Source organism: Roseateles sp. FW301-B2, assembly GCF_058788955.1.
The window spans coordinates 1-26,663 of sequence record NZ_JBYTBE010000036.1 but is presented as its reverse complement, the minus strand read 5'-3'; the positions used below and the strand labels follow the sequence as shown (position 1 = coordinate 26,663).

The following is a 26,663-nucleotide window of genomic DNA, read 5'->3' as shown; positions in this document are numbered from 1 at the left end:
CAGGCTCAGCTCAGCGCCGGCTCGGGCCGCAGCGCCTGCCGCATCAATGCCAGCAGATGCTGATGCGACTGCGCGCCGCTGAGCGCATAGGTCCGCGCAACGACGAAGTAAGGCACGCCGGGCACGGCGCGCAGCGCGGGCGCCGGCGACGGGCTGGCCGAGGGCCGGACGCCGAAGTCCTGTGCCAGTTGCAGCAGCAGGGCCGCGTCGCCAAGATCCTCGCCGCACTGGAAATGGGCCGCGAACATGCGCTCCAGCAGCGCCTCCAGGGCGCTGGCATCGAGCTGCGCCTGCGCATCCCTCAGCAGCCCATGGGCCAGGGCCGTGTTGGGCATGCGCGCGACGCGCTCGAAGTCGTAGCTCAGGCGCACAGCGCGGCCGGCGGCCTGCACCTGCGCCTGGCGCGCGGCCACCGCCGCCGCCGAGCCCAGGCGCTCGAGGTAGAACTCGCGAAACGGCAGGCCCTGCTCGGGCAGGCCGGGCAGCAGCTGGTGCAGCTGCCAGTGCAGCTCGATCCGCAGCGCCGGCTGCTCGGCGAGCAGGGCGGCACGGGCGCGCTGCAGATGGCGCAGGCCGATCTGGCACCAGGGGCAGATCAGCTCGATATGCACATCGAGCCGCAGGGTCTGCCGCTCACTCACGGAATCAGCACCGTGGCACCCATGGTCTGGCGCGACTCGAGCGCGCGATGCGCCTCGGCCGCGTCGGCCAGGGCATAGCGCTGGCGCGGCGTGCTGACGATCTTGCCGGCCAGCACCAGGTCGAAGAGCTCGTCGGCCATCTTCAGCATATTCGGGCGCGGCAGCGCGTAGTCCACCATCGCCGGGCGCGTCACCCACAGCGAACCCTTGGCCGCCAGCAGCATGGTGTCTATCACCACCGGGCCGGAGCTGGTGCCATTGCTCACCAGGGTGCCGCGCTTTTGCAGGCAGTCCAGCGAGCCCATCAAGGTGTCCTTGCCCACCGAGTCGTAGACCACCGGCACGCCCTTGCCGCCGGTGATCTCGCGCACCCGCTCGACAAAGTTCTCGCGCTTGTAATTGATCACGTGGCTGCAACCGGCCTCCAGGGCCGCGGCAGCCTTCTCGTCCGAGCCCACCGTGCCTATCATGGTGACGCCGATGGCGCGCGCCCACTGGCAGGCGATCAGTCCCACGCCGCCGGCGGCGGCGTGATAGAGGATGGTGTCGCCGGCCTTGAGCGGGTAGACCTGCCGGAACAGGTACTGCGCCGTCAGGCCCTTCATGATCAGGGTCGAGGCGGTCTCGTCCGACACGCCATCGGGGATCTTGATCAGCACTTCGGCGGGCATGACGCGCCGCTCCGCATAGGCGCCCAAGGGGCCCAGCATGTAGCCGACGCGGTCGCCGGGGGTCAGAAAAGTGACGTCGGGGCCCACCGCCTCCACCACACCCACCGCGTCGGAGCCCAGGCCCGAACCCACGCCAGCGGGCAACTGCGCCGGGTAGCGGCCGGAGCGGAAGTAGATGTCGATGAAGTTGACCGCGATGCCGGTGTGGCGCACGCGCACCTGGCCGGGGCCGGGCTCGCCGACCTCGACTTCTTCCAGCTTCAGGACCTCGGGGCCGCCGGTGGCGTGAAAACGGATTGCCTTGCTCATGATGTTCTGCCTGTCTTTTTCAAAGATTGAGGATCAACCGGCGCTGACGCGGATGCCCGCCACCGCACGCATATCGGCTTCGTAAGTGCGCATCGCGCGGATGAAGGCCGCCGCAGCCAGCAGGCTGAACAACGGCACCAACGCCAGCGCGGTCTGCAGGCTCCACAGGTCGGACAGCCAGCCGGTGAGGAAGGGGCCCACCGCCAGGCCCAGCAGGTTCTGCGTCAGCGACAGCACCGCGGCGCCGGTGGAGCGCACGGCGGGATGGATCACGTCGAACACCACCGCCGTGATCGGGCCCACCGTGCAGGCCATCACGAAGCCGCCCAGCAGCACCAGTCCGAACTGGCCCTGGCCGGCCGGCAGCAGGCCGAAGGCCGCCACGAAGATCAGCGTGGTGAGCAGGCACAGGCCGGCCACCACCAGCAGGCGGCGGCGTGCCACCGCACCGGCCAGCTTCTCGACCACCGTGCCCCAGACGAAGCTGCCCAGCGCGCCGGCCAGCACCACCAGTGCGGCCTGCTTGCCCGCCTGGTCGGCGGGGACGCCGTGGTAGCGATTCAGGAAGCTGGGCAGCCAGGACCAGATCGCCGACACCACGATCAGTTGCATGGCCGCGCCCAGGCAGGCCCACACCAGGGTGCGCGTACGGGCCAGGGTGTGGGCGGTGCGGCGCAGCAGGCTGCGCAGCGAGAGCTGGGTGCCCGACTGGGTGGCGCCGTGGATGTCCACCGTCTTGTAGTCACGCACCAGCAGATAGAGCAATGCGAGCGCAAGACCTGGTACCCCAACCACGCCGAACGCCATCTGCCAGCCCCAGCGCGCTGCGATCACGCCACCCAGCAGCACGCCCAGCACCGAGCCCAGCGAGGCGGCGGCAAAGAAGCCGCCCAGCAGGGCTCCGCGCAGGCGGCGCGGGAACAGGCTGGCGATGAGTGCCGCGCCCACCGAGCCATAGCCGGCCTCGCCCGCCCCCACCATGGCGCGGGCGGCGAACAGCTGGGCATAGCCGCCTGCGAACATGCAGGAGATGGTGGCGCTGCTCCACACCAGGCCCATCACCACCACGCTCTTGACGCGGCTGAAGCGGTCCGCCAGCAGGGCCACCGGCAGGCCGCCAACCGCCACCACGATGGAGATCACCGAGACCAGGCCGCCCAGCTGCTTGTCGCTCAGATTCCAGTCGGCCTTCATATGGGGGAACAGCGAGACGATCACCTGGCGGTCGATGTAGTCGAACAGCATCAGGCCGAAGGTCATCGCGAAGGCAAACCAGGCCTGTGGCCGGCTCACCAGATAGTCGTCGCCGCCTGGGCCGTCGTCGTGAGGCAAATGCATCTCGGGTCTCGCTTCGCTCGTTCTTCTCGGTCAGGCGGCAAGCCGCATCAGGCCCAGCACCAGCAGGGCCAGGAAGACAGTCTCGCCCAACATCAGTGCCACCGGCTTGATGCCCACGGTCACCAGATCCTTGAGCTGGGTTTTCATGCCGATGCCGGCGATCGCCGCCACCAGACACCAGCGCGACAGCTCGCTGCCGAGGTTCTGCACGCTCTTGGGCACCCAGCCGGTGCTGTTGACGAGCACCAGCAGCGCAAAGCCCACCGCAAACCAGGGCAGCAGCGGCGGGCGCTGGCTGCCGGGCTCGACCCCGCGGGCGCGCGTGATGGCCGCGGCGAACACGATCACCGGCAGCAGCATGGCCACGCGCAACAGCTTCACCAGGGTGGCCACGTCGCCGGTCTCGCGCGACAGGCTGTAGCCGGCGCCCACCACCTGGGCCACGTCGTGGATGGTGCCGCCCAGAAACACGCCTGCGGCATTGGCGTCCAGGCCCAGGGCACGCACCAGCATCGGATAGGCAATCATCGCCAGCGTGGAAAGCGCGCTGACGCCGATCACCGTGAACAGCGTGGCGCGCTCCTTCTGCTCATGGGCCGGCAGCGCGGCCGACAGCGCCAGCGCCGCCGAGGCGCCACAGATCGCGGTAGCCCCGCCGGTGAGCAGGCCGAAGATGGCCTGGAAACCCAGCAGGCGCGCGGCCAGCATCGACAGGCTGATGGTCACCACCACCGAGACCACCACGATCAGCACCGGCGGCCAGCCCAGTTGCAGCACCTGGGCCACGGTGATGCGCAGCCCCAGCAGCGCCACGCCCACGCGCAGCAGCTCGCGCGCGGTGAAGCCGATGCCGGCGGCGCAAGCACCCTCGGCGGAAAGAAAATTCATCGCCATGCCCAGCAGCAGGGCGAACAGCATCACCGGCGCGCCGTAATGCTCGGACAGGAAGGTGGCGGCGGCGGCCACCACGCCGCAGGCCATCACCCCCGGGAAGAAGCCGCGGCCGCGCGTGCCGAGCAGGGCCAGGCTGCTCATGCCGCGGCAGCGCCCAACAGGTGGTTCTGGTATTGCTCGCGCAAGCGATGCTTGAGCATCTTGCCGGTGGCGCCCAGCGGGATCGCGTCGACGAACACCACGTCGTCGGGGGTCCACCATTTGGCAATCTTGCCCTCGAAGAACTGCAGCAGCTGCTCGCGCGACAGCTCGGCGCCGGGCCTCTTCACCACGATCAGCAGCGGACGCTCATCCCATTTGGCATGCCTGGCGGCGATGCAGGCGGCCATGGCCACGGCGGGATGCGCCATCGCGATGTTCTCCAGGTCGATCGAGCCAATCCATTCGCCGCCGCTCTTGATCACGTCCTTGGCGCGGTCGGTGATCTGCATGAAGCCATCGGCGTCGATGCTGCAGACATCGCCGGTGGGGAACCAACCGTCCACCAAGACATCGCCGCCTTCGCCCTTCAGATACTCGGCCACGATCCAGGGGCCGCGCACCAGCAGCTCGCCGCTGGCCTTGCCGTCCCAGGGCAGCTCGCGGCCGTCCTCGCCGACGATCTTCATGTCCACGCCGAACACCGCCCTGCCCTGCTTGGCCTGGATGGCCTCGCGCTGCTCCTTGGGCAGCGCCAGCTGCGCGCGCTTGAGCACGCAGGCCGTGCCCAGGGGGCTGATCTCGGTCATGCCCCAGGCATGCAGTACCTCGACCGCGTACTTGTCCTGGAAGGTCCGCATCATGGCCGGCGGGCAGGCCGAGCCGCCGATGACGGTGCGGCGCATGGTGCTGAAGGCCAGACCGTTCGCCTCCACATGGGCCAGCAGGCCCTGCCAGACCGTGGGCACGCCGGCCGAAACCGTGACGCCCTCGCTCTCGAACAGCTCATGCAGGCTCTTGCCGTCAAGACCTGGCCCCGGCAGCACCAGCTTGGCACCCACCATGCAGGCGGCATAGGGCAGGCCCCAGGCGTTGACGTGGAACATCGGCACCACCGGCAGGATGGTGTCGCGCGCCGAGCAGTTGAGCGAATCGGGCAGCGCCACCGCATAGCTGTGCAGCACCGTCGAGCGGTGGCTGTAGAGCACGCCCTTGGGGTGGCCGGTGGTGCCGCTGGTGTAGCAGAGGCTGGAGGCGCGCTGCTCGTCCAGCTGCGGCCAGGCATAGGCATCGCTGGCCGCATCCAACAGCTCCTCATAGCACAGCAGGCCGGGGACCTGGCTGTCGGCGGGCATGTGGGCGCGGTCCGTCAGCGCGACGAAATGCCTGATGGTCTTGACCTTGGGCGCGATGGCTTCGATGAGGGGCAGGAAGCTGAGATCGAAGAACAGCGCCTCGTCCTCGGCATGGTCGGCAATCCAGGTCATCTGGTCCGGATGCAGGCGCGGGTTGAGCGTGTGCAGCACATGGCCCGAGCCCGACACACCGTAATAGAGCTCCAGATGGCGGTAGCCGTTCCATGCCAGGGTACCGACGCGCGCGCCCTCGCTCAGGCCCAGGCCGGCCAGGGCGTTGGCGACACGGCGCGAGCGCGCCGCCAGCTCGCGGAAGCTGTAGCGGTGGATGTCACCCTCGACGCGGCGCGAGACGATCTGCTGCGCGCCATGGTGGCGCTCGGCATGCACCAGCAGGGAAGACACCAGCAGCGACTGCTGCATCATCAAGCCATTCATCGTCGATCACTCCGGGCATTGCAATGGCCCGGATTCTTGGACGCGGCCGAATGCTTTGATTGCCGAGGCGTGACAGCGGCTTATCCGTCGGCGCCAGGCAGGGTAAACCATGAAGGACTCGCATCTCGCACCGATGGCGCGCCTTGCCAAGCCAAGGCCGCCATGCCCAATCAAGCCTTCAAGCAAGGTCAAGGTGTCGGCGAGCGCACCGATACAGCGGTGATGCTTGAACATGCTCACACCCCATGTCTGAGTGACCGAAATCAGGCGCTTCAGGACTTGCGAACGGGAATACCCGGCATTTGTTCACACGCGTCGAATTGCATGTCGCGCTCGGATATCAAGCCGTCGCATTGAGATAAGTAAGCGGCGATCGTTTCTCATCCAATCCGCTGAGACCGCGCTGCGCCGGCGATCCGCTCGGCAGCATTTCTGCTCCCGGCACCTGCGCGGCAGCGTTATCTGCCCTCAACAACCCCGCCGCGGATCGAGCAACACGAGACCCGCACGTGTCTGCCACGACATCGGGTTTCAGCAAAGGAGCTACTGCAATGCGCACCAACCAGCCGATCACTCAGCGCGAATTCGACTTTCCAAGCGATGCCACCCTGATGTCGACTACCGACACACAGAGCTATGTCAAGTATGCGAACGAAGCTTTCGTGGCGGTCAGCGGCTTCACGCGCGATGAGATCCACGGGCAGCCTCACAACTTCGTGCGACACCCCGACATGCCCGCCGAGGCCTTTGCTGACATGTGGCAGACGCTCAAAGGTGGCGAACCCTGGACCGCCTTGGTGAAGAATCGTCGCAAAAACGGCGACCACTATTGGGTGCGGGCGAACGCCGTTCCCGTGATCCGCGACGGGCGCCAGCAGGGTTTCATGTCTGTTCGGACCAAGCCCAGCCGAGACGAAATCGCGGCAGCCGAGGCGCTTTACAAGGACATCCGCGAGGGTCGCGCCGGCAATCGGCGCATTCACAAGGGGCTGCTGGTTCGGACCGGACTGGGCGCGCTGCTCAGCCTGCGCCAGACCTTGAGCGTGCGAGGCCGTATCCGGCTGACCACTTGCGCCACCTGGCTGCTGATGAGCAGCCTGTTGGCGACCCAATCCACCAATTTGACCGGGACTCTGGTGTCGGCTGGTCTGGCAGCCGTTGCGGCCCTGTTTGGCATGTTCATCCTGGAAGCCCAACTGGCCCGCCCTCTGGAGCAATTGCGCCGGCAAGCCCTGGCGGTGGCCACGGGCGAGAGCCGCGAGGTGGCGCACATGAACCGTGTCGATGAAATCGGCATGACCATGCGCACCATCAGCCAGCTCGGCCTGATGTTCCGATGGCTGGTAGACGACGTGAGTCAGCAGGTCCTGAGCGTGCAAACGGCTGTCAGTGAAATTGTGCAGGGCAACAATGACCTGAGTTCGCGCACCGAGCAGGCGGCTTCCAGCGTGCAGCAGACTGCCTCGTCGATGGAACAGATGACGTCGACGGTGAGTAATAACGCCGACACCGCGCAGCAGGCCAATCAGCTCTCCGGTGCAGCCAGCGATGCTGCCGCCAAGGGCGGGCAAACGGTGTCCCAGGTGATATCGACCATGAGCGACATCACCGCCAGTTCGAAGAAGATCTCCGACATCATCGGCGTCATCGACGGCATCGCCTTCCAGACGAACATCCTGGCACTCAATGCTGCCGTCGAGGCGGCGCGCGCCGGAGAGCAAGGCCGCGGCTTCGCGGTGGTGGCTGGTGAGGTCCGCAACCTCGCACAACGGAGTGCCGAGGCGGCGCGGGAGATCAAAGGCCTGATTGGCACCAGCGTCGAGAAGGTCGAAACCGGAGCCCGAATCGTCGATGATGCCGGCCGAACGATGGATGACATCATGACACAGGTGCGGCGCGTCTCCGATCTCATCGGCGACATCAGCGCCGCGACCAGTGAACAAAGCAAGGGCATCTCCCAAGTCAGCCAGGCGGTCGGGCACCTGGACCAGATCACGCAGCAGAACGCGGCCCTGGTCGAGCAAAGCACCGCGGCGTCCGCCAGCCTGCAGCAGCAAACTGAGCGGCTGGTCGAGGCCGTGAGCGTGTTTCGCTGAGCCGTGCGGATTTCGCCCCAAGTTCAGACGCCAGACGCGCGTTGCCTTACCATCAGCCAAGCGCCTCGGCTCGACGGCGGATTGCGACGTCGATTGCCGACGCTCGGTGCCATGTACGAATGAAGCCGACCACGGACCACCAGCGATGTCTTTGCCTACCGGCGCACCCCCAGGCCCCGCAGCACGGCGCCTGACCGCAAGACGGACCGATTCGCTCCTGGCGGCAAGCGAAGCGCTGTTGCGTGAGTCCGCGGCGCACGAAAGCTCCGACGAGCGGACGCTCGCGGTGATCGCGGATCTGGTGCACGCCGCGACGCACGATCTCCTGACCGGCTTGCCCACCCGCGGCGTGGTGCTGACCGAACTGGCAAGCGCGTTGCAGAGCGAACCGGTCGGCGCCCTCCAGGTGGCGGTGCTCTTCATCGATGTCGACAACTTCAAGCTGGTGAACGACTCGCTGGGGCACGACAGCGGCGACGAGTTGCTCCGCGAGATGAGTCAGCGCATCACCGCCTGCGTGGGTTCGGCCGGAACCGTCAGCCGCTTTGGTGGCGACGAACTGGTGGTACTGCTGCCGCGGACGAATCAAGCCGCGGTGTCGGACCTGGGTGCACGCGTGCTGGCCGTGATGGCGACCCCGATCCTTGTGGCAGGCCGCGAAGTGGTGACGTCGGTGAGCATCGGCGCGGCCCTTTGCACGCCCGGGACGCAGTCCGCGGAGCAGATTCTTCGCGACGCCGATACGGCGCTCTACGCCGCCAAGAGCCGCGGGCGCAACAGGCTCGAACGCTTCAACGAAGAGCTGCATGCGCGCGTCGCGAGGCGAATGCGCGTCGAGTCGGACCTCCGCGTGGCGTTGCGCGAGGCGCAGATCTACGTCCATTACCAGCCGCAGGTCAATCTCGTGACGGGCCGCATCGTGGGCGTGGAGGCCCTGGCACGCTGGCAGCATCCCGAGCTGGGGCAGGTATCGCCGGCGGAGTTCATCCCGATTGCCGAAGACTCACGACTCATCGACGAACTGGGCTGGCAGGTGCTGTGGGCAGCATGCCGGCAACTGGCCGCCTGGAGCGCGACAGCCTGCGGGCAGTCGCTGTCGATGACCGTCAACATCTCGCCGCGCCAGCTCAACCAGCCCGACTTTGCGGCCGAGCTCCAGCACTTGCTGCACGAGACCGGCATACAGCCGCGCTCCCTGTGCCTGGAACTGACCGAAAGCGAGCTCATGAGCCCCAACGCAGACATCGTGGGCATGCTGACCCAGATACGCCGCATGGGCATCTACGTGGCCATGGACGATTTCGGCACCGAGCATTCGTCGCTCGCGCGCCTGCGCGACCTGCCCGTTGAAGTGCTGAAGATCGATCGGTCATTCATTGACGGACTGCCCTCCGAGGCAGGCGATACGGCCATCGTGTCGTCGATCCTCAGCCTCGCCTACGCCATGGGCAAGCATGTGATTGCCGAAGGCGTCGAGACGCAAGAACAGGCGCTGGCGCTGCGTGATATGGGATGCCCGGTAGCGCAGGGCTATCTGTTCTCGTGGCCGGTGCGGCCGACTGACATCCCGCCGCTGCTGGAGCGCCCGTTGTGGCAGCCGCCCGCCGACGGTAAAAGTCGCTTGAAGCTCCTGATCGGGGCCAAGGTCCGGCGCGCGCACCGATCCTTTATTGACGAGTTCCTCTTCCACATCGGCGCACCGATGGGCAACTCAAAGGAAGCAGATTCATGATGTGGATCGTCGGCATAGGCAATCTGCTGGTGGGCGCTGCGTACACCTGCCTTGGCTTGTTGAGCGCGTGGGAGGCCTTCAGCCAGTACCGGCATCGGGGCCTGTCGCGCTTCGGCCTGGGCTTCTCGCTGATGGCGGCGAGCTGCGGCCCGCATCACCTGGTCCACGGCTGGTGCGTCCTGCATGGCGGCACGGTGTCGCCGGCGATGCTGGCCGTCACCCTGCTCGGGTTGCCCGCGGGATTGGTGTTCTGCTTGCTGCGCATTGAGGCGATGCTGGGCGGCCCCGGCGATCGGGTGCTTGACACGGGCCCTACCACTATCGCTGCATCGACGATCGCCAGCCTAGGAGCCGTCGGCATGCTCGCCGGCTGGGCCATCGCTTCTCCGTCCGTTCCGCTTACGGACATTTGTAGCGCGAGTGGCATCCAGTTGGTGGTGGACACGGCCATACGGACGCGCGAACTCTCCGCGCTAGTGATGTTCACAAATCTCTTCGTGGTAGTGACCTACGGCATGGTGGGCTGGTATCTTGTGGCCACCCAAGTGCGCCGCTACGTATTGGATCGCTCGTGGTCCTTGTCGGGCCTCTCGCTGGCCGCCGTGTTCCCGACCTGCGCAGCCATGCATTTGATCCTCGCTCTGACCGCGGAACATGACACTGCGACCCTCGGTTTCGACCTCATCGGTGTGCCGGCTTCCATCTACTTCCTCTGGGTGGTGCGACGGCTCCACTCGAACTCCGTTATCGACTGGAATCGCCGCCCGCTGGTGGGGGTGTCCGCTGCGCCCGCGCGCAATGCGCCATGGGGTGACCCGCCTGCCGTGATGCGATAGGCGCTGAGGTTTGGCGCGCCCCGGGCGGGCGTGGTAATGCCAATGCCCCCTCGCCTTCACGGGCGCCAAACCGCCAGCCAGGACCGGGTCGCCGTTCAGGTGGCCAACCAGGACACCAGCGTTCTCGCGGGCTCTAGGCGCTGCGCTGCCGGCGCGCGTCCAGGCTCCAATCGCCCGGGCCCCAGGCGGCCAGGATCAGCAGGCCGCCCACCACACCGATGTTCTTGAAGAACAGCAGCTGCGGGATCATCTGCTGGCCCTCGGGCGCGGCCCAGAAGGCGTGGAAGAACACCGAGGCGGCGAGCGTGAACAGCGCCAGCACCAGTGCCGCCCAGCGCGTGCCCAGGCCCAGGATCAGGGCCAGGGCACCGACAATCTCCACCACCAGGGCCAGGGCGGCGCCCACCTGGGGCATCGGCAGACCCACCGAGGCGATATAGCCCACCGTGCCGGCAAAGCCGCCGAGCTTGGCGAGGCCCGCGGGCAGGAACAGGCAGGCGAGCAGCAAGCGCCCCAAGAGGGTGGCCAGGTTTTGCATGGGCTGTGCGGGCATGAGCGTGCTCCTAAAGCGTTGGGATGGATGGATCGACGGAAAATCCGCCCCGAATGTAGCGTCCTTGCGCGTGAGCGCAAACGTCGCCGTTCACTGGTGTAATCCCGCCCCATGGAGAACCATCCCGCCCCCGTCAGTTTCTGGGCCGCGCTGCGCTTCTGGCTCAAGCTGGGTTTCATCAGCTTTGGCGGCCCGGCCGGCCAGATCGCGGTGATGCATGCCGAGCTGGTGGAGCGGCGCCGCTGGATCAGCGAGCGGCGCTTTCTGCATGCGCTCAACTACTGCATGCTGCTGCCCGGCCCCGAGGCCCAGCAGCTGGCCACCTATATCGGCTGGCTGCTGCACCGCGGCTGGGGTGGCATCGTCGCGGGCGGCCTGTTCGTGCTGCCCTCGCTGTTCATCCTGATGGGGCTGTCCTGGCTCTACATGGCGCATGGGCAGCTGCCAGTCGTGGCGGGCATCTTCTATGGCCTCAAGCCCGCCGTCACCGCGCTGGTGCTGCATGCCGCCCATCGCATCGGCACGCGCGCGCTGAAGAACGGCTGGCTATGGGCGATTGCGGGCGCGGCCTTCGTCGCCATCTTTGCGCTCGATGCGCCCTTCCCGCTGATCGTGCTCGGCGCGGCGCTGCTCGGCCATCTGGGTGGCCGGTATGCGCCGGCGCTGTTCGCGCCGGGCGGCGCGCATGGTCAGGCCCGGCCGCAAGGCCATGGGCCAGCCCTGATCGACGACGACAGCCCCACCCCGCCCCATGCCCTCTTCAGCCGCGCGCGGCTGGCCCGCGTGCTGCTGCTGGGCCTGGGCCTGTGGGCGCTGGTGTTCGGCCTGTTGCTGGCACGCTGGGGCTGGCAGGGCACGCTGACGCAGATGGGCTGGTTCTTCACCAAGGCAGCGCTGCTGACCTTTGGCGGCGCCTATGCGGTGCTGCCCTATGTCTACCAGGGCGCGGTGGAACAGCAGCAATGGCTCAGCGGCGCACAGATGATCGACGGCCTGGCGCTGGGCGAGACCACCCCCGGCCCGCTCATCATGGTGGTGGCCTTTGTCGGCTTCGTGGGCGGCTGGGTCAAGCAGGTCTGCGGGCCCGACGCCCTCTTGCTGAGCGGTGCGCTGGCCGCCAGCGTGGTGACCTTCTTCACCTTCCTGCCCTCCTTCGTGTTCATCTTCGCCGGCGCGCCCCTGATCGAATCCACCCATGGCAAGCTGAAGTTCACCGCGCCGCTCACCGCCATCACCGCCGCGGTGGTGGGCGTGATCCTCAACCTGGCGCTGTTCTTCGCCTTCCACGTGCTGTGGTCGCGCGGCTTTGGCGGCCCCTTCGACTGGGTCTCGGCCCTGATCGCATTGGCGGCCAGCGTCGCGCTGTTCCGCTTCAAGCTGGGCGTGCTGCCGCTGCTGGCGGCCTGCGCCGGCGCCGGGCTGCTGCTCAAATTGTGGCCGCTGCAATGATCAGCCGTCTCAACCGTCGATAGGCACGCCCCCGGTCCAGCGGCACATCCAGCCCTCCCACCAATCCTGGCCGACGGCACGCATCGCGTCCTGCCAGATCAGCATGGCCTGCCATTGCGCGGCCTGCAGCTTGAGCAGGTCCTGCATCCAGCTTGCGGCATCGGGCAGGGCTGGGGCCGCGGCCGGACGGTGCGGCGCGGCATCGGGTGTTCTCGTCTTCGTCATGCTTGCTCCCCAGCGGCTGCTGCGCTTGTCGAGCCAATGTAGGCCGCCGCCCAGGCCGGCCGTTGACGCAGCGCAATCCCTCAGCGTTCGCCCAGAAAGCGCAGCCCGTCCAGCAGCGGCCGCGCTTCGGCCGCCTCCATGGGCGTGAGCCAGTACTCGCGCAGCGACCAGAACACCCAGCCCTCCAGCCGCAGCACCCGCACCTCGCCGGCGCGTGCCTGCAGGCGCAGCTGGTAGCTGCCGCCCTGCCATTGCAGGCGCAGCAACTGCTCGCCGGGCGGCAGCTGCAGACGCACCAGGCTGCGCGGCAGCGTGGCCAGCGGCGCGCCCGCGCCGGCGCTCACGCTGACCGGCTTGATGTCGTCGCTCCAATGCTGGCGCAGGATGTAGACGGTGCTGCACGGCCCCATCGGCGCGAGCGCGCGCGCCTGCGCCGCACGCGCCGGCTCCACCGGCGGCGCGTCCACGCACACCAGGCGCCGCGGCTTGAGCTGCTGCTGGCATATGCGGCCCGGCAGCGGCGCTAGCGTCGGCTCCGGCAACGTCGCGCAGCCCGCCAGCAGGGCCGATGCCAGCCCGAGCGCGGCGGCGCACCTAGTCATGCTCGAGGCCCCAGATCAGATGGGCGTCGATGAGCAGGCGGTGGCGCGCGCGCAGCGCCTGCACGCGCGCCTCCTGCTCGGCACGCTGCGCCTCCAGCCATTGACGGCGCGCCAGCAGCAGCGCCTGCAACTCGCCCTCACCCAGGGCATAGGCTTTTTGCAGCATCGCGGCGCTCTCCCCCGCCAGACCGGCCGCCTGCGCGGCCAGCTGCCAGCGCGTCAGGGCCTCATCCCATTCGGCCACGCCGCCGGCCAGCTCGAGCTCCAGCGCCTCGCGCTCGCGCGCCAGCGCGGCGCGTGCCACCTCCACCTCGGCCAGGGCCTGCTGCAGGCGCGCCTCGCGGTAGGCACCGCCCAGCGGCAGGCTCAGGCTGATGCCCACCACGCGCTCGTTGCGGAAGGCCTCGGAGGCGGTGTAGAGGCCCAGCGTGGGGTCGGGCCGCTTGTCGGCACGCGCGCGCGCCGCCTCTAGCTCGGCACGCTGCAGCAGGCCCTCGGCGGTGCGCAGCAGGTCGGACTCGGCCAGGATGCGCGGCGCCCAGTCCAGCGCCGGTGTCGCGATGGCGGCCGGATCGGCCAGCGCCGGCGCTTCAACGGGCAGATGGGCCGGCAGCTCGGCAAAGCGCCGCTGCAGGCGCAGGCGCGCGAGCGCAAGGCGGCTGGCGGCGGCGCTGCGCTGACGCTGCAGCTCGGCCAGCTCGCTGCGGGCCAGGCCCTGCTCCAGGCGCGCGGCATCGCCGGCGCGCAGGCGCTTGCCCACCACCTGCAGATTCGCCTCGCCCAGCGCCAGCTGCTGCTGCGCCAGCGCCTGCGCGGCACTCGCGGCCTGCCAGTCCAGCCACAGCTCGGCCAGGGCGCGCGCCGCCTCGTGGCGCGCCTCGCCCAGGCGGGCGCGAGCGATGTCCTGGTCCAGCTCGCCAAGCCGGCGGTCCAGCGCGGCCTTGCCGCCCAGGCGCAGGGTGCGCTCGAGGCCCAGGCTCCATTCCTGCGAGCTACCCAGCTCGCGCACGCGGCGGCGCTGGCCACTGGCCTTGAGCAGCCATTCATGCGAAGAGGCCGCGAGCGCGGCCGCGCCATGGCCGGCGCTGCCCAGCGCGGCCTGGGCCTGCAGCACCATCGGGTCGCGCTCCAGCCAGGCCGCGGCCTGCGCGGTATCCGGCAGGCCCGCCGGCGTGGGCTGGGCCTGCACCTGTGCCCACGCGCGCAGCGGCAGCACCAGGCCCCAACACATCGACAGGGAGATCAACAGGGCACGCATCAGAACTCTCCTTCCATCACCAGGGCATGGGCCCAGAAGCGCAGGCCCGTGCCGGCGAATTCCTCGCGCAGCCGGGTGCGCAGCACCTGCAGCTCCTCCGCACTCAGGAGCACCTGCACCTGCACCGAGCGGCTGCGCCCCATCACCTGTTCGGTGGGGCTGAGCCGGCCATGCGGCGTGCCGTGGCTGAAGGTGGGGCTGCTGGTGAAGAGCTCGTCGCCCACATGCAGCAGCAGGGCATCGAGCAGCTTTTCTTCCACCGACGGTGGGCAGATCAGGGTCAGGCAGTACTCAGCCATGGGCGGCCTCCTTGGCGCTCGCGGGCGCGCTCGGCGCGGCAAAGCGCAGATACAGAATGGGCAGCAGGATCAGCGTCAGCGCAGTGGCGCTGATGAGCCCGCCGATCACCACGATGGCCAGCGGCCGCTGGATTTCCGAACCCGGCCCGCTGGCGAACAGCAGCGGGATCAGGCCGAAGGCGGTGATGGCCGCCGTCATCAGCACCGGCCGCAGGCGGCGCTCGGCGCCCTGCAGCACGCAGTCGCGCAGGCTCAGGCCCTCGGCCTGCAGCTGGTTGAAATAGCTCAGCAGCACCACGCCGTTCAGCACCGCGATGCCCAGCAGCGCGATGAAGCCCACCGAGGCCGGCACCGAGAGGTACTCGCCGCTGAGCCACAGCGCCGCCACCCCGCCCACCAGCGCGAAGGGGATGTTGCTGAGCACCAGCAGGGCCTGGCGCACCGAGCCGAAGGTGGAGAACAGGATCAGGAAGATGAAGCCCAGCGAGAGCGGCACCACCAGGCTCAGGCGCGCCGCGGCGCGCTGCTGGTTCTCGAACTGCCCGCCCCAGCTGAGGCGGTAGCCGGCCGGCAGCGGCACGGCCTCGGCCACGCGTGCCTTGGCCTCCTCCACAAAGCCCACCAGATCGCGCCCGCTGACATTGGCGATCACCACGCCGTAGCGGCTGCCCAGCTCGCGCTCGATCTTCACCGGGCCCGATTCGCGCGTCAGCGTGGCCAGGGCCTGCAAGGGCACCGCCAGGCCCTCGCGGGTGGTGATGCGCAGGGCCGCGAACTCGGCCGGCGAGATGCGCAGCAGATCCGGGCCGCGCAGCAGGATGGGGGTGCGGCGGTTGCCCTCCAGCACCTGGCCCACGCGCAGGCCCTCCACCTGCACGCGCAGCGCGTCCTGCACCTCCTCCACCGTGAGGCCATGGCGGCCCGCCTCCAGACGATCGACGCGCACGCGCAGGTACTGCACGCCGTCGTTCTCCACCGTGTAGACATCCTGGCTGCCGGGCACGCGCTTGAGCGCCGCCTCGATGCGCTGGCTGAGCGTGTTGAGCGTCGCCAGATCGGGCCCGAACACCTTCACCGCGAGATCGCCGCGCACGCCGATGATCATCTCGGAGACGCGCATCTCGATCGGCTGGGTGAAGCTGTAGCTGATGCCGGGGATCTGGTCCAGCTGGCTGCGGATGCGCGCGATCAGCGCCTCCTTGTCGGCCAGCTGCCATTCGGCGCGCGGCTTCAGCACCAGGAAGCTGTCGGTCTGGTTCAGCCCCATCGGGTCGAGGCCGATCTCGTCGGAGCCGGCGCGCGCCACCACGCCGCGGATCTCGGGAATCTGCATCAGCGCCTGCTGGATCTTGAGGTCCAGCGCCGCGCTCTGCTCCAGGCTGATCGAGGGCAGCTTCTCGATGCCGACGATCAGGTCGCCCTCGTCCATGGCCGGCAGAAAGGTCTTGCCCACCTGGGTGTAGAGCAGGCCGGCCAGCGCCAGCAGCGCCGCGGCCAGGCCGAACACCAGGCGCTGGCGCTGCAGCGCGGCGCGCAGCAGCGGCCGGTACAGGCGCAGCAGCTGGCGCGGCAGCCAGGGTTCCTCGTGCGCCAGCTTTTTCAGCAGCAGCGAAGCCAGCACCGGGATCACGGTGAGCGAGAGCAGCAGCGAGCCGGCCAATGCGAACACGATGGTCAGCGCCACCGGCGCGAAGTACTTGCCCTCCAGGCCCTGCAGGCTCAGCAGCGGCAGGAACACGGTGACGATGATGAGCACGCCGGCCACCACCGGCGCGGCCACCTCATGCACCGCGCGCAGCACGATGTGCAGGCGCGGCAGCTTGCCGCCGGCACGCTCATGCGCGAGCTGCTGCACGATGTTCTCCACCACCACCACCGCGGCGTCCACCAGCATGCCCAGCGCGATCGCCAGCCCGCCCAGGCTCATCAGATTGGCCGACATGCCGGCCACCCGCATCAGCACAAAGGTCCACAGCGCCGCCAGCGGCAGCACCAGGGCCACCACGATGGCGGCGCGCAGATTACCCAGGAAGGCGCCCAGCAGCAGCAGCACCAGCAGGGTGGCCTCGATGAGCGCCTTGGAGACCGTGCCCACCGCCTTCTGCACCAGCTCGGCGCGGTTGTAGAACACCTGCACGCGCACACCCGGCGGCAGGCTGGGCCGCAGCTCGGCCAGCTTGCGCTCCACGCCCTCCACCACCTGCTGCGCATTCGCGCCTGCCAGGCCCAGCACCAGGCCCTCCACCGCCTCGGCGCGGCCGCTCTGCGTGACCACGCCGTTGCGCGTCACGCTGCCCTCGCGCACCTCGGCCAGGTCGCCCAGGCGCAGGATGCTGCCGGCCTTGCGGGCCACCACCACGGCGCGCAGATCGGCAAGGCTCTGGATGCTGCCCTCGCTGCGCACCAGCAGCACCTCGTCGCCCTCGGTCAGGCGGCCGGCGCCGTCATTGCGGTTGTTGGCGGCGATGGCCGCCTGCACGTCGGCGCTGCCGAGGCCCAGCGCGGCCAGCTTGGCCGGGTCGGGCAGCACCTCGAAGGCGCGCAGCTTGCCGCCCAGCACGTTCACATCGGCCACGCCGGGCACGGTACGCAGCGCCGGGCGTATCACCCAGTCCAGCAGGCTGCGGCGCGCCTCCAGCGAGAGCTCGGGCGCCTCCACGGTGAACTGGAACATCTCGCCCAGCGGCGTGGTGATGGGCGCCATGCCGCCGCTCACGCCGGGCGGTAGCTCGGCCTGGATGGTGGCCAGGCGTTCGGCCACCTGCTGGCGCGCCCAGTAGACATCGGTGCCGTCCTGGAAATCCACCGTCACGTCCACCAGGCCGTACTTGGACACCGAGCGCAGCATGCGCTGCTGCGGGATGCCCAGCATCTCCACCTCGATGGGCGCGGCGATGCGGGTCTCCACCTCCTCGGGCGTCATACCCGCGGCCTTCATGATGATCTTGACCTGGGTGCTGGAGACGTCCGGGAAGGCGTCGATCGGCAGCTGGCGGAAGGCGTACCAGCCGCCACCCGCCAGCAACGCCGTGGCCAGCAGCACGAAGAGGCGCTGCGCCAGGGCGAACTGAACCATCTGCTTGAGCATCTCACTGCCCCCCGCTCTTGCCCTGCCAGGCGGCCTTCAGCGCTACCACGGCGCTGGCCGCCACCTGCTGGCCGGCCTGCAAGGGGCCGCGCACCTGCACGCTGTCGCCGCCGCTGGCGAGCAGCTGCACCGGCGTGGCACGGAAGCCCTGCTCGCTGCGCACGAACACATAGGCCTGCTCGTCCTGGCGCGCCAGCGCCGCCAGCGGCAGCACCCAGGCGTCCTTGGCTGCGGCGGCGGGCAGCTGTACCTGCAGCACCTCGCCCGGGCGCAGCAGCGCCGCGCCCTCGCTGACGCGCGCCCGCAGCGTGAGCGTCTGGCCCTCGCTGACCTGGCCGGCGAGCGAGAGCACGCGTGCCTTGATGGCACGGCCCGGCACCGTCAGTTCGGCCCGGGGCGGCAGGGCCGCGGGCCGGGCGTCCAGCTGCACCTCCAGCCACAGCTCGCCCTGCTCGGCGATGTGCAGCAAGGCATCGGCCTCGCGCACGCGCTGGCCGGGCCTGAGCTCGAGCGCCGTCAGCTGCCCCGCCACCTTGGCACGCAGGGTCAGGCCTTGCTCCAGCGGCCCGCCGGCGCGCAGGCGCTGCATGAGGGCCGCATCGGCACCGGCCAGGCGCAGCGCGGCCTCGGCCTGCTGCAGGCGGGCGCGCTCGCTGCGCTCGGCCGCCTGCGCCTCCAGCACGCGGCGCTCGGCGATCACGCCCTCCTCCAGCAGCCGCTGCTCGCGCGCCAGCGCCTTGGCGGCCAGCTCATGCCGGCTGGCGGCGTCCATCAGGCGCAGCTGCAGCTCGGCGTACTCCGGGCTGGCCAGGCGCAGCAGGGGCTGGCCGGGCCTGACAAGCTCCTGCCCGCTCACGAACAGGCGCTCCACCACGCCGCCCACCGGGGCGCTGAGCACCTGCTCGCGCCCGGGCGGCAGCACCACCTTGGCGCTGTGCAGCAGCGTCGGTGCGGCGGCGTTGGGCGCCAGCGTGTGCAGGCGCACGCCCAGGGTCTGCAGCTGGGCGGGCGAGACCGCGAATGCGGCCGCCGGCGCGGGCTCTGCGCTGGCCGCGCAGCCAGCCGCGGCGAGCAAAAGGGGCAGGAAGGAATGGCCGGCGCGCAGGGCTGCGCGCGCGATCGGATCAACGATCATGCGTGATGACTCCGTATGAGAGGAAACGAGACGGGAACGGCGGCCGCGCCGGCGCTCCGCCGGGCAGGCCGCAATCAGGCCAGCATCAGGCGCGTGGGGGACGTTCCAGGCTGCGCAGTGGCGGCAGCTGGATGGCGGTGCGCTGCGGCTCGGCGGGCGCGCACAGGCTGGCGGACAGCAGGGGCAGATCGAAGTCCATCAGCAGGCTCGGCGCATGCACGCAGGCATCGTCCAGCGCATGCTGCTGCGAGGCCTTGGACTTGTCCTTGTGCACCGAGCCATCGCGGTCGTGGTGATGGCTCTCCAGCTTGAGAAAATGCAACTGGGCATTCAGCTGGCTGTCGCCGCGCGTCAGCAGCACGCCCACACCGGCGACCGCCAATGCCTGCCAGCACAGGCACAACATCAGCAGCAGGTGAAGAACAGGCTTGAAGCGCATGGGCGCGCAGTCTAACGCAGCAGGCTTGCGGCAGCGCAAGGCAAAAGCCCTGCATGACGCCCCGCCTTCAGCGGCGCTTAATCCGCAGGTAGCAGGCGGTAGCCCTCGCCGCGCACGGTCTCGATGCGCGTCAGCAGCAGCTTGCGGCGCAGGCTGTGCACATGCACGTCGATCGCATTGCTTTCCAGGTCCTGGCCCCAGCGGTAGAGCTGGGCGAGGATCTGGTCGCGCGTGCACAGCGCGCCGGCGGGCGCCATCAGCAGCGCCAGCAGATCGAACTCGCGGCTCGTCAGCCCGAGCGCGCGGCCCTGCTCGAAGGCGCAGCGGCCCTGGGCGTCCAGCACCAGCGCCCCCGCCAGCAGGGCCGATGCCAGATTGCCACGGCCGCCCAGCACCATGGCCTGCAGGCGCGCCGCCAGCTGCGCCGCGTCGACCGGCCGCAACGCATAGGAATGGGCGGGCAGCGCGCTGCGCAACAGCGGCGCGAGCTCGGCCGCCGCGCAGCACACCAGCAGATGCGGGCGCTCCACCGGCGAGGTGCCGCGCACCAGTTGCTCGGGCTCGCACCAGGCGGCGCCGGCGTAGTCCAGCACCAGCGCGTCGAAGGCCTGGGTCTGCAAGGTCTGCTGCAGCGCGGCGGCATCGGCCACCAGCGCCGGCCGCCAGCCACGCTCCACCAGCAGCTGCATCAGCCGGGTCTGCAGCGCGGGGTCGTCCAGCGCCAGCAGGGCGCGAAAGGCGTGCGCGCTATCGGGGGCGCGGGAGGGTAAGGCTTGCTTCACCTCGCCAGCCTTGCCGCGCCGGCTTAAGCCCAGATGAAGCGCGCGCGGCCGGCCGCGCTTCATGTCTGCTTAATGCACTTTCAAGAGCATGGATGTAAGCGGAGGTTGCCAGCTCGGGCAGGCGCAACAAGCGCTTACCGCCTTAATGATGAAGCGCGGCCGCCTGCGCAGACTGCGCCCCAACCAGGCTGGCCAAGCGCCCAAGCCATCAAGAACAAGTCGTCGGGAATCGATGTCCAACACGCTCTCATCCATGCATGTCGCGGCCACCAGGCCGGCCAGCCGGCAGCGGCCCTGGTGGGCCGAGGCCCTGCTCTACCTGGGCATTGCCGCGCTGGTGGCGGCGGCCTGGCTGGCGGTGCGGGCGCTGGATCTGCGCGCCGCCTCGGAGCGCGGCTACTGGCTGGGCGTGGCGGGCGGCTGCATGATGCTGCTGCTGTTTGCCTACCCCTTGCGCAAGCGCCTGCGCCTGATGGCGCGCTGGGGCGCGGCCAAGTGGTGGTTCGCGGTGCACATGGTGCTGGGCATAGGCGGGCCCTGGCTGGTGCTGGTGCACTCGGGCTTCCAGATCGGTTCGCTGAACGCCGGCGTGGCGCTCTACAGCATGCTGATCGTGGCGGGCAGCGGCGTGGTCGGGCGCTTTCTCTATCTGCGCATCCACCGCGGCCTCAGCGGCGAGCGCCAGAGCCTGGCCCAGCTGCAGCGGAGCCTGGGCCTGCAGCACGACGGCCTGCATTCGGCGCTGGGCTTCTCGCCCCTGCTGGAGCGCAGCCTGCTGCGTTTCGAGACCTATGCCCTGGCCGGCCAGGGCAGCCTGCGTCAGCATCTGCGCGCCTACACCCTGCTGCCGCTGCGCCATGCCGCCACGCGCGAGCGCTGCCTGCGCGCGCTGCGCCCGGCGCTGCGCAAGCAGGCGGGGCTGCAGGGTTGGGACGAGGCGACGCGGCGGCGCCAGCACCGGCTGCTGCGCCAGACGGTGATCGGCTATCTGCAGGCGGTACAGCGGGTGGCGCAGTTCCAGGCCGCGGTGCGGCTGTTCTCGCTCTGGCATGTGCTGCATGTGCCCTTCGTCTACCTGATGGTGATTTGCGCCGTGGCGCATGTCATCGCGGTGCACGCGTACTGAGATGTTGCATGGGCGTCCCCAGTGCACTCGGGCCCAGGCATGAGGCTGCTGCGCGCCTGCCTCATCTGGCTGTGCCTGTGCACGGGCATGGTGCCGGCCTGGGCGCAGAGCATGGAATCGGTGCTCTCGCCCGGCGCGCTCAGCAAGGCCCACCTGAAATGGGAAGACAGCTGCAAGAGCTGCCATGTGCCCTTCGACCGCAAGGCGCAGGACAAGCTCTGCGCCGACTGCCACAAGGACATCGCGCGCGACCTGGCCGAACGCAGCGGCATGCATGGCCGCATCAAGCCGCAGCCCTGCCGCGCCTGCCACACCGAACACCGGGGGCGTGAGATGCAGATCGCCGCCTTCGACAAGCCCAAGTTCGACCACCAACAGACCGACTACCTGCTGCGAGGCAGGCACCGCGAACTGGACTGCGCCAAATGCCATGCGCCCGCCGCCAAGTACAGCGCGGCGCCGCATGACTGCCAGTCCTGCCACCGCAAGGATGATGTGCACAAGGCCGCGCTGGGCGCCAAGTGCGAGAACTGCCACGAGGAGAAGAGCTGGAAGGAAACGCGCTTCGATCACGGCAAGACCCGCTACCCGCTCACCGGCGCCCACCTGCCGGCGCGCTGCGAGTCCTGCCACAAGACGCGTGAATACAAGGACACCCCGCAAACCTGCATCGGCTGCCACCGCAAGGACGACAAGCACAAGGCGCAGTTCGGTGAGAAGTGCGAGAGCTGTCATGCCACCCAGCGCTGGAAGGAGGTGAGCTTCCGCCACGAGCTCGACACACGCTACCCGCTGCGCGACAAGCACCGGGACCTGCGCTGCAGCGCCTGCCACGGCGGCCCGCTCTACAAGGACAAGCTCGCCAGCGACTGCGTGAGCTGCCACCGCAAGGACGACAAGCACAAGGCCAGCCTGGGCACGCAGTGCCAGAGCTGCCACAGCGAGCGCGGCTGGAAGGAAGTGCAGCGCTTCGACCACGACCGCAGCGCCTTTCCCCTGCTGGGCCGGCATGCGAGGGCGGGCTGCAAGGACTGCCACCAGAGTCTGGTCTATCGCGAGGCGCCCAAGGACTGCGTGGCCTGCCACCGCAAGGACGACCAGCATGCTGGCTCATTGGGCGAGCGCTGCGCCGACTGCCACAGCGAGCAGGACTGGAAGGCGCCGCGCTTCGAGCACGCACGCACGCGCTTTGCCCTGCGTGGTGCGCACGCCGCGCCCACGCTCGCCTGCAGCGCCTGCCACCAGGATGCGCGCCATTTCCGCGCCACGGCCATGGACTGCATCAGCTGCCACCGCAAGGACGACAAGCACGAACGCCAGCTTGGCGAGCAATGCGAGAGCTGCCACGCCGAGCTGCGCTGGAAGGACAGCCGCTTCGACCACGCCAAGGCGCGCTTTGCGCTGGCGGGTGCGCATCTGGCACTGGAATGCAAGGCCTGCCACCAAAGCCCGCGCTTCCGCGACGCGGCGCGCGACTGCGTGGGCTGCCACCTCAAGGACGACCGGCACAAGGCCCGCCTGGGCAGCGCCTGCGAGAGCTGCCACAACGTGCGCGCCTGGCGGCTCTGGCGTTTCGATCACGAGCGCCAGACCGACTACAAGCTGCTGGGCGCGCATGCAAAGCTGCGCTGCGAGAGCTGCCACACCCAGCCCGCACCGGCGGGCCGGAAGAAAACGGCAGCACTGCAGCGCGAATGCGTCGCCTGCCATGCCAAGGACGATGCGCACGACCGCGGCTTCGGCCTGCGTTGTGAGCAATGCCACCAAGCCACGCAATGGAAGCAGGTGCTCAACAGCACGGCACGAGGAGGATCGCCATGAGAGCCCTGTTGCGCCATTTCCTGCTGACGGTGTTGCTGTGCACCTTGGGCTGGGCCCTGGCCGCCCCCGGCAAGGATTTCGACCATCTGCGCACCGGCTTCGCGCTCAGCGGCTCGCACCAGAACCAGCGCTGCGAGAGCTGCCACATCGGTGGCGTGTTCAAGGGCACGCCGCGCGATTGCGAGTCCTGCCACACCAGCGGCGCGCGCTTTGCGCGCACCAACACCGTCAAGCCGAGCGCGCACATCCCCACCCAGCAGGCCTGCGACAGCTGCCATTCCACGCGCAGCTTCAGCGGTGCGCGCATGGACCACAGCGGCGTGGCCAAGGGCAGCTGCCAGAGCTGCCACAACGGCAGCCAGGCCGGTGGCAAGCCGGCCGATCACCTCAGCACCAGTGCGGCCTGTGACAGCTGCCACCGCAGCAGCGCCTGGAAGCCGGCCGCCAACTTCAACCATGCCGGCGTGGCGGCCGGCAGCTGCGCCAACTGCCACGCCGCGCTCAAGCCCGCCACCGCGGTGCACGCGGGCCAGACCGTCTGCGACAACTGCCACAAGAGCACCAGCAGCTGGGTCGGCGCCAAGGTGGAGCACGGTAGCTTCAACGCCAGCACCAACTGCGCCGGCTGTCACAACGGCAGCGCCGCCAGCGGCAAGCCCGGCAGCCATATGCCGGTGGGCAGCGCCAACTGCGGCAGCTGCCACGGCAGCAACGGCTGGAAGCCCAGCAAGTGGAACCACAGCCAGCTCGCCGTGGCCAACCAATGCGCGAGCTGCCACAGCGGCGCCTTCCCGCCGGCCGATGGCAAACCGGCCACCCACACGCCCTACCAGAACGTCAGCGCGCTGGCCTCGGCCAATTGCGACAGCTGCCACAAGGCCGGCTACGCCAGCTGGACGCCCGCCAAGCTGCATGCCAGCGTGAGCGTGAGCAGCCAGTGCAGCAGCTGCCACGCCAGCAGCAAGCCAAACACCGCCGTGCACAGTGGCCAGACCGTCTGCGAGAACTGCCACAAGAGCACCAGCAGCTGGGCCGGCGCCAAGGTCGATCACAGCGGCTTCAGCGTCGCGACGAACTGCAGCAGCTGCCACAACGGCACGGCGGCCACCGGCAAGAGCGCCAATCACATCCCGGTGGCGGCCACCAACTGCATCGCCTGCCACGGCACCAGCGGCTGGAAACCGACGAAGTGGAACCACAGCCAGCTCACCGTGGCCAACCAGTGCAGCAGCTGCCACAGCGGCGCCTTCCCGCCCGCCGATGGCAAGTCGGCCGCGCACACGCCCTACCAGCTGGTGGCCACGATCGCCGCCAGCAACTGCGACAGTTGCCACAAGGCCGGCTATGCGAGCTGGACGCCCGCCAGGCTGCATGCCAGCGTGGCCGTGAGCAGCCAGTGCAGCAGCTGCCACCTCAGCGCGCGCCCCGCCACCGCGGTGCACGCGGGCCAGACCGTCTGCGAGAACTGCCACAAGAGCACCAGTGCCTGGACGGGCGCCAAGGTGGACCACAGCGGCTTCACGGTGGCCACCAACTGCTCAAGCTGCCACAACGGCAGCGCCGCCACCGGCAAGAGCGCCAATCACATCCCGGTGGCCGCCACCAACTGCATCGCCTGCCACGGCACCAGCGGCTGGAAGCCGACGAAGTGGAACCACACCCAGCTGACGGTGGTGAACCAGTGCGCGAGCTGCCACAGCGGCGCCTATCCACCGGCCGATGGCAAGCCCGCGGCGCACACGCCCTACCAGCTGGTGGCCACGATCGCGGCCAGCAACTGCGACGGCTGCCACAAGGCCGGCTACGCGAGCTGGACACCGGCCAAGCTGCACAGCAGCGTGAGCGTGAGCGGCCAATGCAGCAGCTGCCACCTCAGCAACCGCCCGGCCACCGCGGTGCACGCGGGCCAGACCGTCTGCGAAAACTGCCACAAGAGCACCAGTGCCTGGACGGGCGCCAAGGTGGACCACAGCGGCTTCACTGTGGCCACCAACTGCTCAAGCTGCCACAACGGCAGCGCCGCCACCGGCAAGAGCGCCAATCACATCTCGGTGGCCGCCACCAACTGCATCGCCTGCCACAGCACGGCCGGCTGGAAGCCGACGAAGTGGAACCACACCCAGGTGACGGTGGTGAACCAGTGCGCGAGCTGCCACAGCGGCGCCTACCCGCCCGCCGATGGCAAGCCCGCGGCGCACACGCCCTACCAGCTGGTGGCCACGATCGCCGCCAGCAACTGCGACAGTTGCCACAAGGCCGGGTATGCGAGCTGGACGCCGGCCCGCCTGCACAGCAGCGTCAGCGTGAGCAGCCAATGCAGCAGCTGCCACCTCAGCAACCGCCCGGCCACCGCGGTGCACGCGGGCCAGACCGTCTGCGAGAACTGCCACAAGAGCACCAGCAGCTGGGCCGGTGCCAAGGTGGACCACAGCGGCTTCACGGTGGCCACCAACTGTTCAAGCTGCCACAACGGCACGGCCGCCACCGGCAAGCCGGTCAACCACATCCCCGTGCAGACCACCAACTGCATTGCCTGTCACGGCACCAGCGGCTGGAAACCGACGAAGTGGAACCACACCCAGATCGCGGTGCTGGACTGCGCCAGCTGCCACAACGGCAGCTACCCGCCGGCCGATGGCAAGCCGGCCCAGCACATCCCCTACCAGGCGCTCACCGGCGTGCTGGCGAGCAACTGCAACAGCTGCCACAAGGGCGGCTACGCCAGCTGGGCCAACGGCAAGCTGCACAGCAGCGTGACGGTGACCGGCCAGTGCAAGCAATGCCACAACGGCAGCTACCTCTCGCAGGGCGCCGTGGCCAAGCCCAGCAACCACATCCCCGAGTCGCAGCTGCTGAACGGCGCGGCGCTGGAGTGCAACGCCTGCCACACCAGTACCACCGCCTGGAGCCAGCGCATGAATCACAACGCCAGCATGGGCAGCGGCGCGGGCTGGTGCAAGGCCTGCCACGCCAGCGGCACCAGCTACCTGGGCAGCATGGAGCGCAAGGCCCTGACCCACCGCACCAAAACGCCCGTGCCTACGGACTGCTCCGAATCCGGCTGCCACCGCCCGCTGGGCAACAAGGGCGCGGCCTACACCAAATGGGACTGATGAAAGCTGCCATGAAAATCAAGAAAAAGGGGCCGCGCCTGCTGGCGCTGCACCTCGCACTGCTTGCCGCGGCCGCCCAGGCCCAGCTGGTGGACGATGTGGAGATACGCCGCGAGGGCGAGGACGCGGTGCTGCAGGTGCGCTTCGTCACCCCGGTGCAGCTGCTGCGCAGCCTGAGCGCCCGCAGCGGCGATCTGGGCCAGGTCTACTACGACCTGCTGCCGACGCGCGAGCCGCTCAATCTCGCCATCAGCTCCGAGCGCCGCCTGCCGGCCGGCGCCCGCAGCCCGCTGCTGATACTCACCGACGAAGCCGCCGGCGGGGCCGAACGCAGCCGCAAGCTGGTGCTGCGCTTCAGCGCCAACACGCCCTTCGTGGCGCGCAGCACCCAGGGCGGCCGCAGCATCGAGCTGGTGCTGCGCGGCCAGGGTGCGGCGCTGGCCGGCGCCGGCACGCCGACCGCCGCCATGCCCTCCCCCACGCC

At 69.3% G+C, this 26,663-nt stretch carries 22 protein-coding genes; 8 read left to right on the top strand and 14 right to left on the bottom strand.

Features of this window, described 5'->3' with window-relative positions:
* Positions 1 to 5: 5 nt before the first annotated feature.
* From AC3WQY_RS20280 to AC3WQY_RS20260, 5 genes are read right to left on the bottom strand one after another with little or no spacing between them, the layout of a single operon-like run.
* The gene (locus AC3WQY_RS20280) at positions 6 to 641 is read right to left on the bottom strand and encodes a DsbA family protein (protein WP_492710348.1); all 636 of its coding nucleotides are present in this window, start codon (positions 639 to 641) and stop codon (positions 6 to 8) included.
* Positions 638 to 1,621 carry a quinone oxidoreductase family protein gene (locus AC3WQY_RS20275; protein WP_492710346.1) on the bottom strand — a complete coding sequence of 328 codons (984 nt, stop codon included), beginning with the start codon at positions 1,619 to 1,621 and terminating at the stop codon, positions 638 to 640. The genes AC3WQY_RS20280 and AC3WQY_RS20275 overlap by 4 nt, the downstream gene beginning before the upstream one ends.
* Before the next feature lie 33 nt (positions 1,622 to 1,654).
* Positions 1,655 to 2,959 (bottom strand): MFS transporter, encoded by a 1,305-nt coding sequence (locus AC3WQY_RS20270; RefSeq protein WP_492710345.1) that lies wholly within the window; start codon positions 2,957 to 2,959, stop codon positions 1,655 to 1,657.
* Between the two features lie 30 nt (positions 2,960 to 2,989).
* The gene (locus AC3WQY_RS20265; protein ID WP_492710343.1) at positions 2,990 to 3,994 is read right to left on the bottom strand and encodes a YeiH family protein; all 1,005 of its coding nucleotides are present in this window, start codon (positions 3,992 to 3,994) and stop codon (positions 2,990 to 2,992) included.
* Positions 3,991 to 5,625, bottom strand: coding sequence for a 3-(methylthio)propionyl-CoA ligase (locus AC3WQY_RS20260; RefSeq protein ID WP_492710342.1), 1,635 nt, complete (start codon positions 5,623 to 5,625; stop codon positions 3,991 to 3,993). Before AC3WQY_RS20260 ends, AC3WQY_RS20265 begins: the two co-directional genes overlap by 4 nt.
* A 551-nt stretch (positions 5,626 to 6,176) precedes the next feature.
* Between AC3WQY_RS20260 and AC3WQY_RS20255 the strand changes: the two genes are divergently transcribed.
* From AC3WQY_RS20255 to AC3WQY_RS20245, 3 genes are all read left to right on the top strand, one after another.
* Positions 6,177 to 7,721 carry a methyl-accepting chemotaxis protein gene (locus AC3WQY_RS20255; protein ID WP_492710340.1) on the top strand — a complete coding sequence of 515 codons (1,545 nt, stop codon included), beginning with the start codon at positions 6,177 to 6,179 and terminating at the stop codon, positions 7,719 to 7,721.
* Positions 7,722 to 7,866: 145 nt separating this feature from the next.
* Positions 7,867 to 9,453, top strand: coding sequence for a putative bifunctional diguanylate cyclase/phosphodiesterase (locus AC3WQY_RS20250; protein ID WP_492710339.1), 1,587 nt, complete (start codon positions 7,867 to 7,869; stop codon positions 9,451 to 9,453).
* A complete protein-coding gene (locus AC3WQY_RS20245) occupies positions 9,450 to 10,289 on the top strand; it encodes a hypothetical protein (protein WP_492710338.1) in 840 nt (279 codons plus the stop codon). The genes AC3WQY_RS20250 and AC3WQY_RS20245 overlap by 4 nt, the downstream gene beginning before the upstream one ends.
* Before the next feature lie 133 nt (positions 10,290 to 10,422).
* Here AC3WQY_RS20245 and AC3WQY_RS20240 read toward each other — a convergent pair whose 3' ends face one another.
* A complete protein-coding gene (locus tag AC3WQY_RS20240) occupies positions 10,423 to 10,842 on the bottom strand; it encodes a DoxX family protein (RefSeq protein WP_492710337.1) in 420 nt (139 codons plus the stop codon).
* A gap of 111 nt (positions 10,843 to 10,953) precedes the next feature.
* Here AC3WQY_RS20240 and chrA point away from each other — a divergent pair, with 111 nt between their 5' ends.
* Positions 10,954 to 12,291, top strand: coding sequence for a chromate efflux transporter (gene chrA / locus AC3WQY_RS20235; RefSeq protein WP_492710336.1), 1,338 nt, complete (start codon positions 10,954 to 10,956; stop codon positions 12,289 to 12,291).
* Positions 12,292 to 12,300: 9 nt separating this feature from the next.
* Here the strand turns inward: chrA and AC3WQY_RS20230 are convergent, their stop codons facing one another.
* The 8 genes from AC3WQY_RS20230 to AC3WQY_RS20195 form a co-directional block, all read right to left on the bottom strand.
* Positions 12,301 to 12,516 (bottom strand): hypothetical protein, encoded by a 216-nt coding sequence (locus AC3WQY_RS20230; protein ID WP_492710334.1) that lies wholly within the window; start codon positions 12,514 to 12,516, stop codon positions 12,301 to 12,303.
* Between the two features lie 80 nt (positions 12,517 to 12,596).
* Positions 12,597 to 13,118: a hypothetical protein gene (locus tag AC3WQY_RS20225; RefSeq protein WP_492710333.1), complete on the bottom strand. Its 522-nt coding sequence runs from the start codon at positions 13,116 to 13,118 to the stop codon at positions 12,597 to 12,599.
* The gene (locus AC3WQY_RS20220) at positions 13,111 to 14,376 is read right to left on the bottom strand and encodes a TolC family protein (RefSeq protein ID WP_492710332.1); all 1,266 of its coding nucleotides are present in this window, start codon (positions 14,374 to 14,376) and stop codon (positions 13,111 to 13,113) included. The genes AC3WQY_RS20225 and AC3WQY_RS20220 overlap by 8 nt, the downstream gene beginning before the upstream one ends.
* Positions 14,376 to 14,675, bottom strand: coding sequence for a DUF3240 family protein (locus AC3WQY_RS20215; RefSeq protein ID WP_285232604.1), 300 nt, complete (start codon positions 14,673 to 14,675; stop codon positions 14,376 to 14,378). The genes AC3WQY_RS20220 and AC3WQY_RS20215 overlap by 1 nt, the downstream gene beginning before the upstream one ends.
* Positions 14,668 to 17,763, bottom strand: a complete 3,096-nt coding sequence (locus tag AC3WQY_RS20210) for an efflux RND transporter permease subunit (RefSeq protein WP_492710330.1) — start codon at positions 17,761 to 17,763, stop codon at positions 14,668 to 14,670. The genes AC3WQY_RS20215 and AC3WQY_RS20210 overlap by 8 nt, the downstream gene beginning before the upstream one ends.
* A 1-nt stretch (position 17,764) precedes the next feature.
* Positions 17,765 to 18,898, bottom strand: coding sequence for an efflux RND transporter periplasmic adaptor subunit (locus tag AC3WQY_RS20205; protein WP_492710329.1), 1,134 nt, complete (start codon positions 18,896 to 18,898; stop codon positions 17,765 to 17,767).
* An 85-nt stretch (positions 18,899 to 18,983) separates the two neighbouring features.
* A complete protein-coding gene (locus tag AC3WQY_RS20200; RefSeq protein ID WP_492710328.1) occupies positions 18,984 to 19,337 on the bottom strand; it encodes a hypothetical protein in 354 nt (117 codons plus the stop codon).
* A 77-nt stretch (positions 19,338 to 19,414) separates the two neighbouring features.
* The gene (locus AC3WQY_RS20195; RefSeq protein WP_285232608.1) at positions 19,415 to 20,119 is read right to left on the bottom strand and encodes a winged helix-turn-helix transcriptional regulator; all 705 of its coding nucleotides are present in this window, start codon (positions 20,117 to 20,119) and stop codon (positions 19,415 to 19,417) included.
* Between the two features lie 232 nt (positions 20,120 to 20,351).
* On the opposite strand from AC3WQY_RS20195, the gene AC3WQY_RS20190 reads away from it, so the two are divergent.
* The 4 genes from AC3WQY_RS20190 to AC3WQY_RS20175 all read left to right on the top strand — a co-directional run.
* Positions 20,352 to 21,245 (top strand): hypothetical protein, encoded by an 894-nt coding sequence (locus AC3WQY_RS20190; protein WP_492710327.1) that lies wholly within the window; start codon positions 20,352 to 20,354, stop codon positions 21,243 to 21,245.
* A 39-nt stretch (positions 21,246 to 21,284) separates the two neighbouring features.
* Positions 21,285 to 23,066 (top strand): cytochrome c3 family protein, encoded by a 1,782-nt coding sequence (locus tag AC3WQY_RS20185; RefSeq protein WP_285232610.1) that lies wholly within the window; start codon positions 21,285 to 21,287, stop codon positions 23,064 to 23,066.
* Entirely contained in the window at positions 23,063 to 26,179 is a 3,117-nt protein-coding gene (locus tag AC3WQY_RS20180; RefSeq protein WP_492710326.1) for a cytochrome c3 family protein, read from the top strand. Before AC3WQY_RS20185 ends, AC3WQY_RS20180 begins: the two co-directional genes overlap by 4 nt.
* A gap of 11 nt (positions 26,180 to 26,190) precedes the next feature.
* Positions 26,191 to 26,663 (top strand): hypothetical protein (locus tag AC3WQY_RS20175; RefSeq protein ID WP_492710325.1); only part of this gene is annotated, 473 nt, incomplete at its 3' end.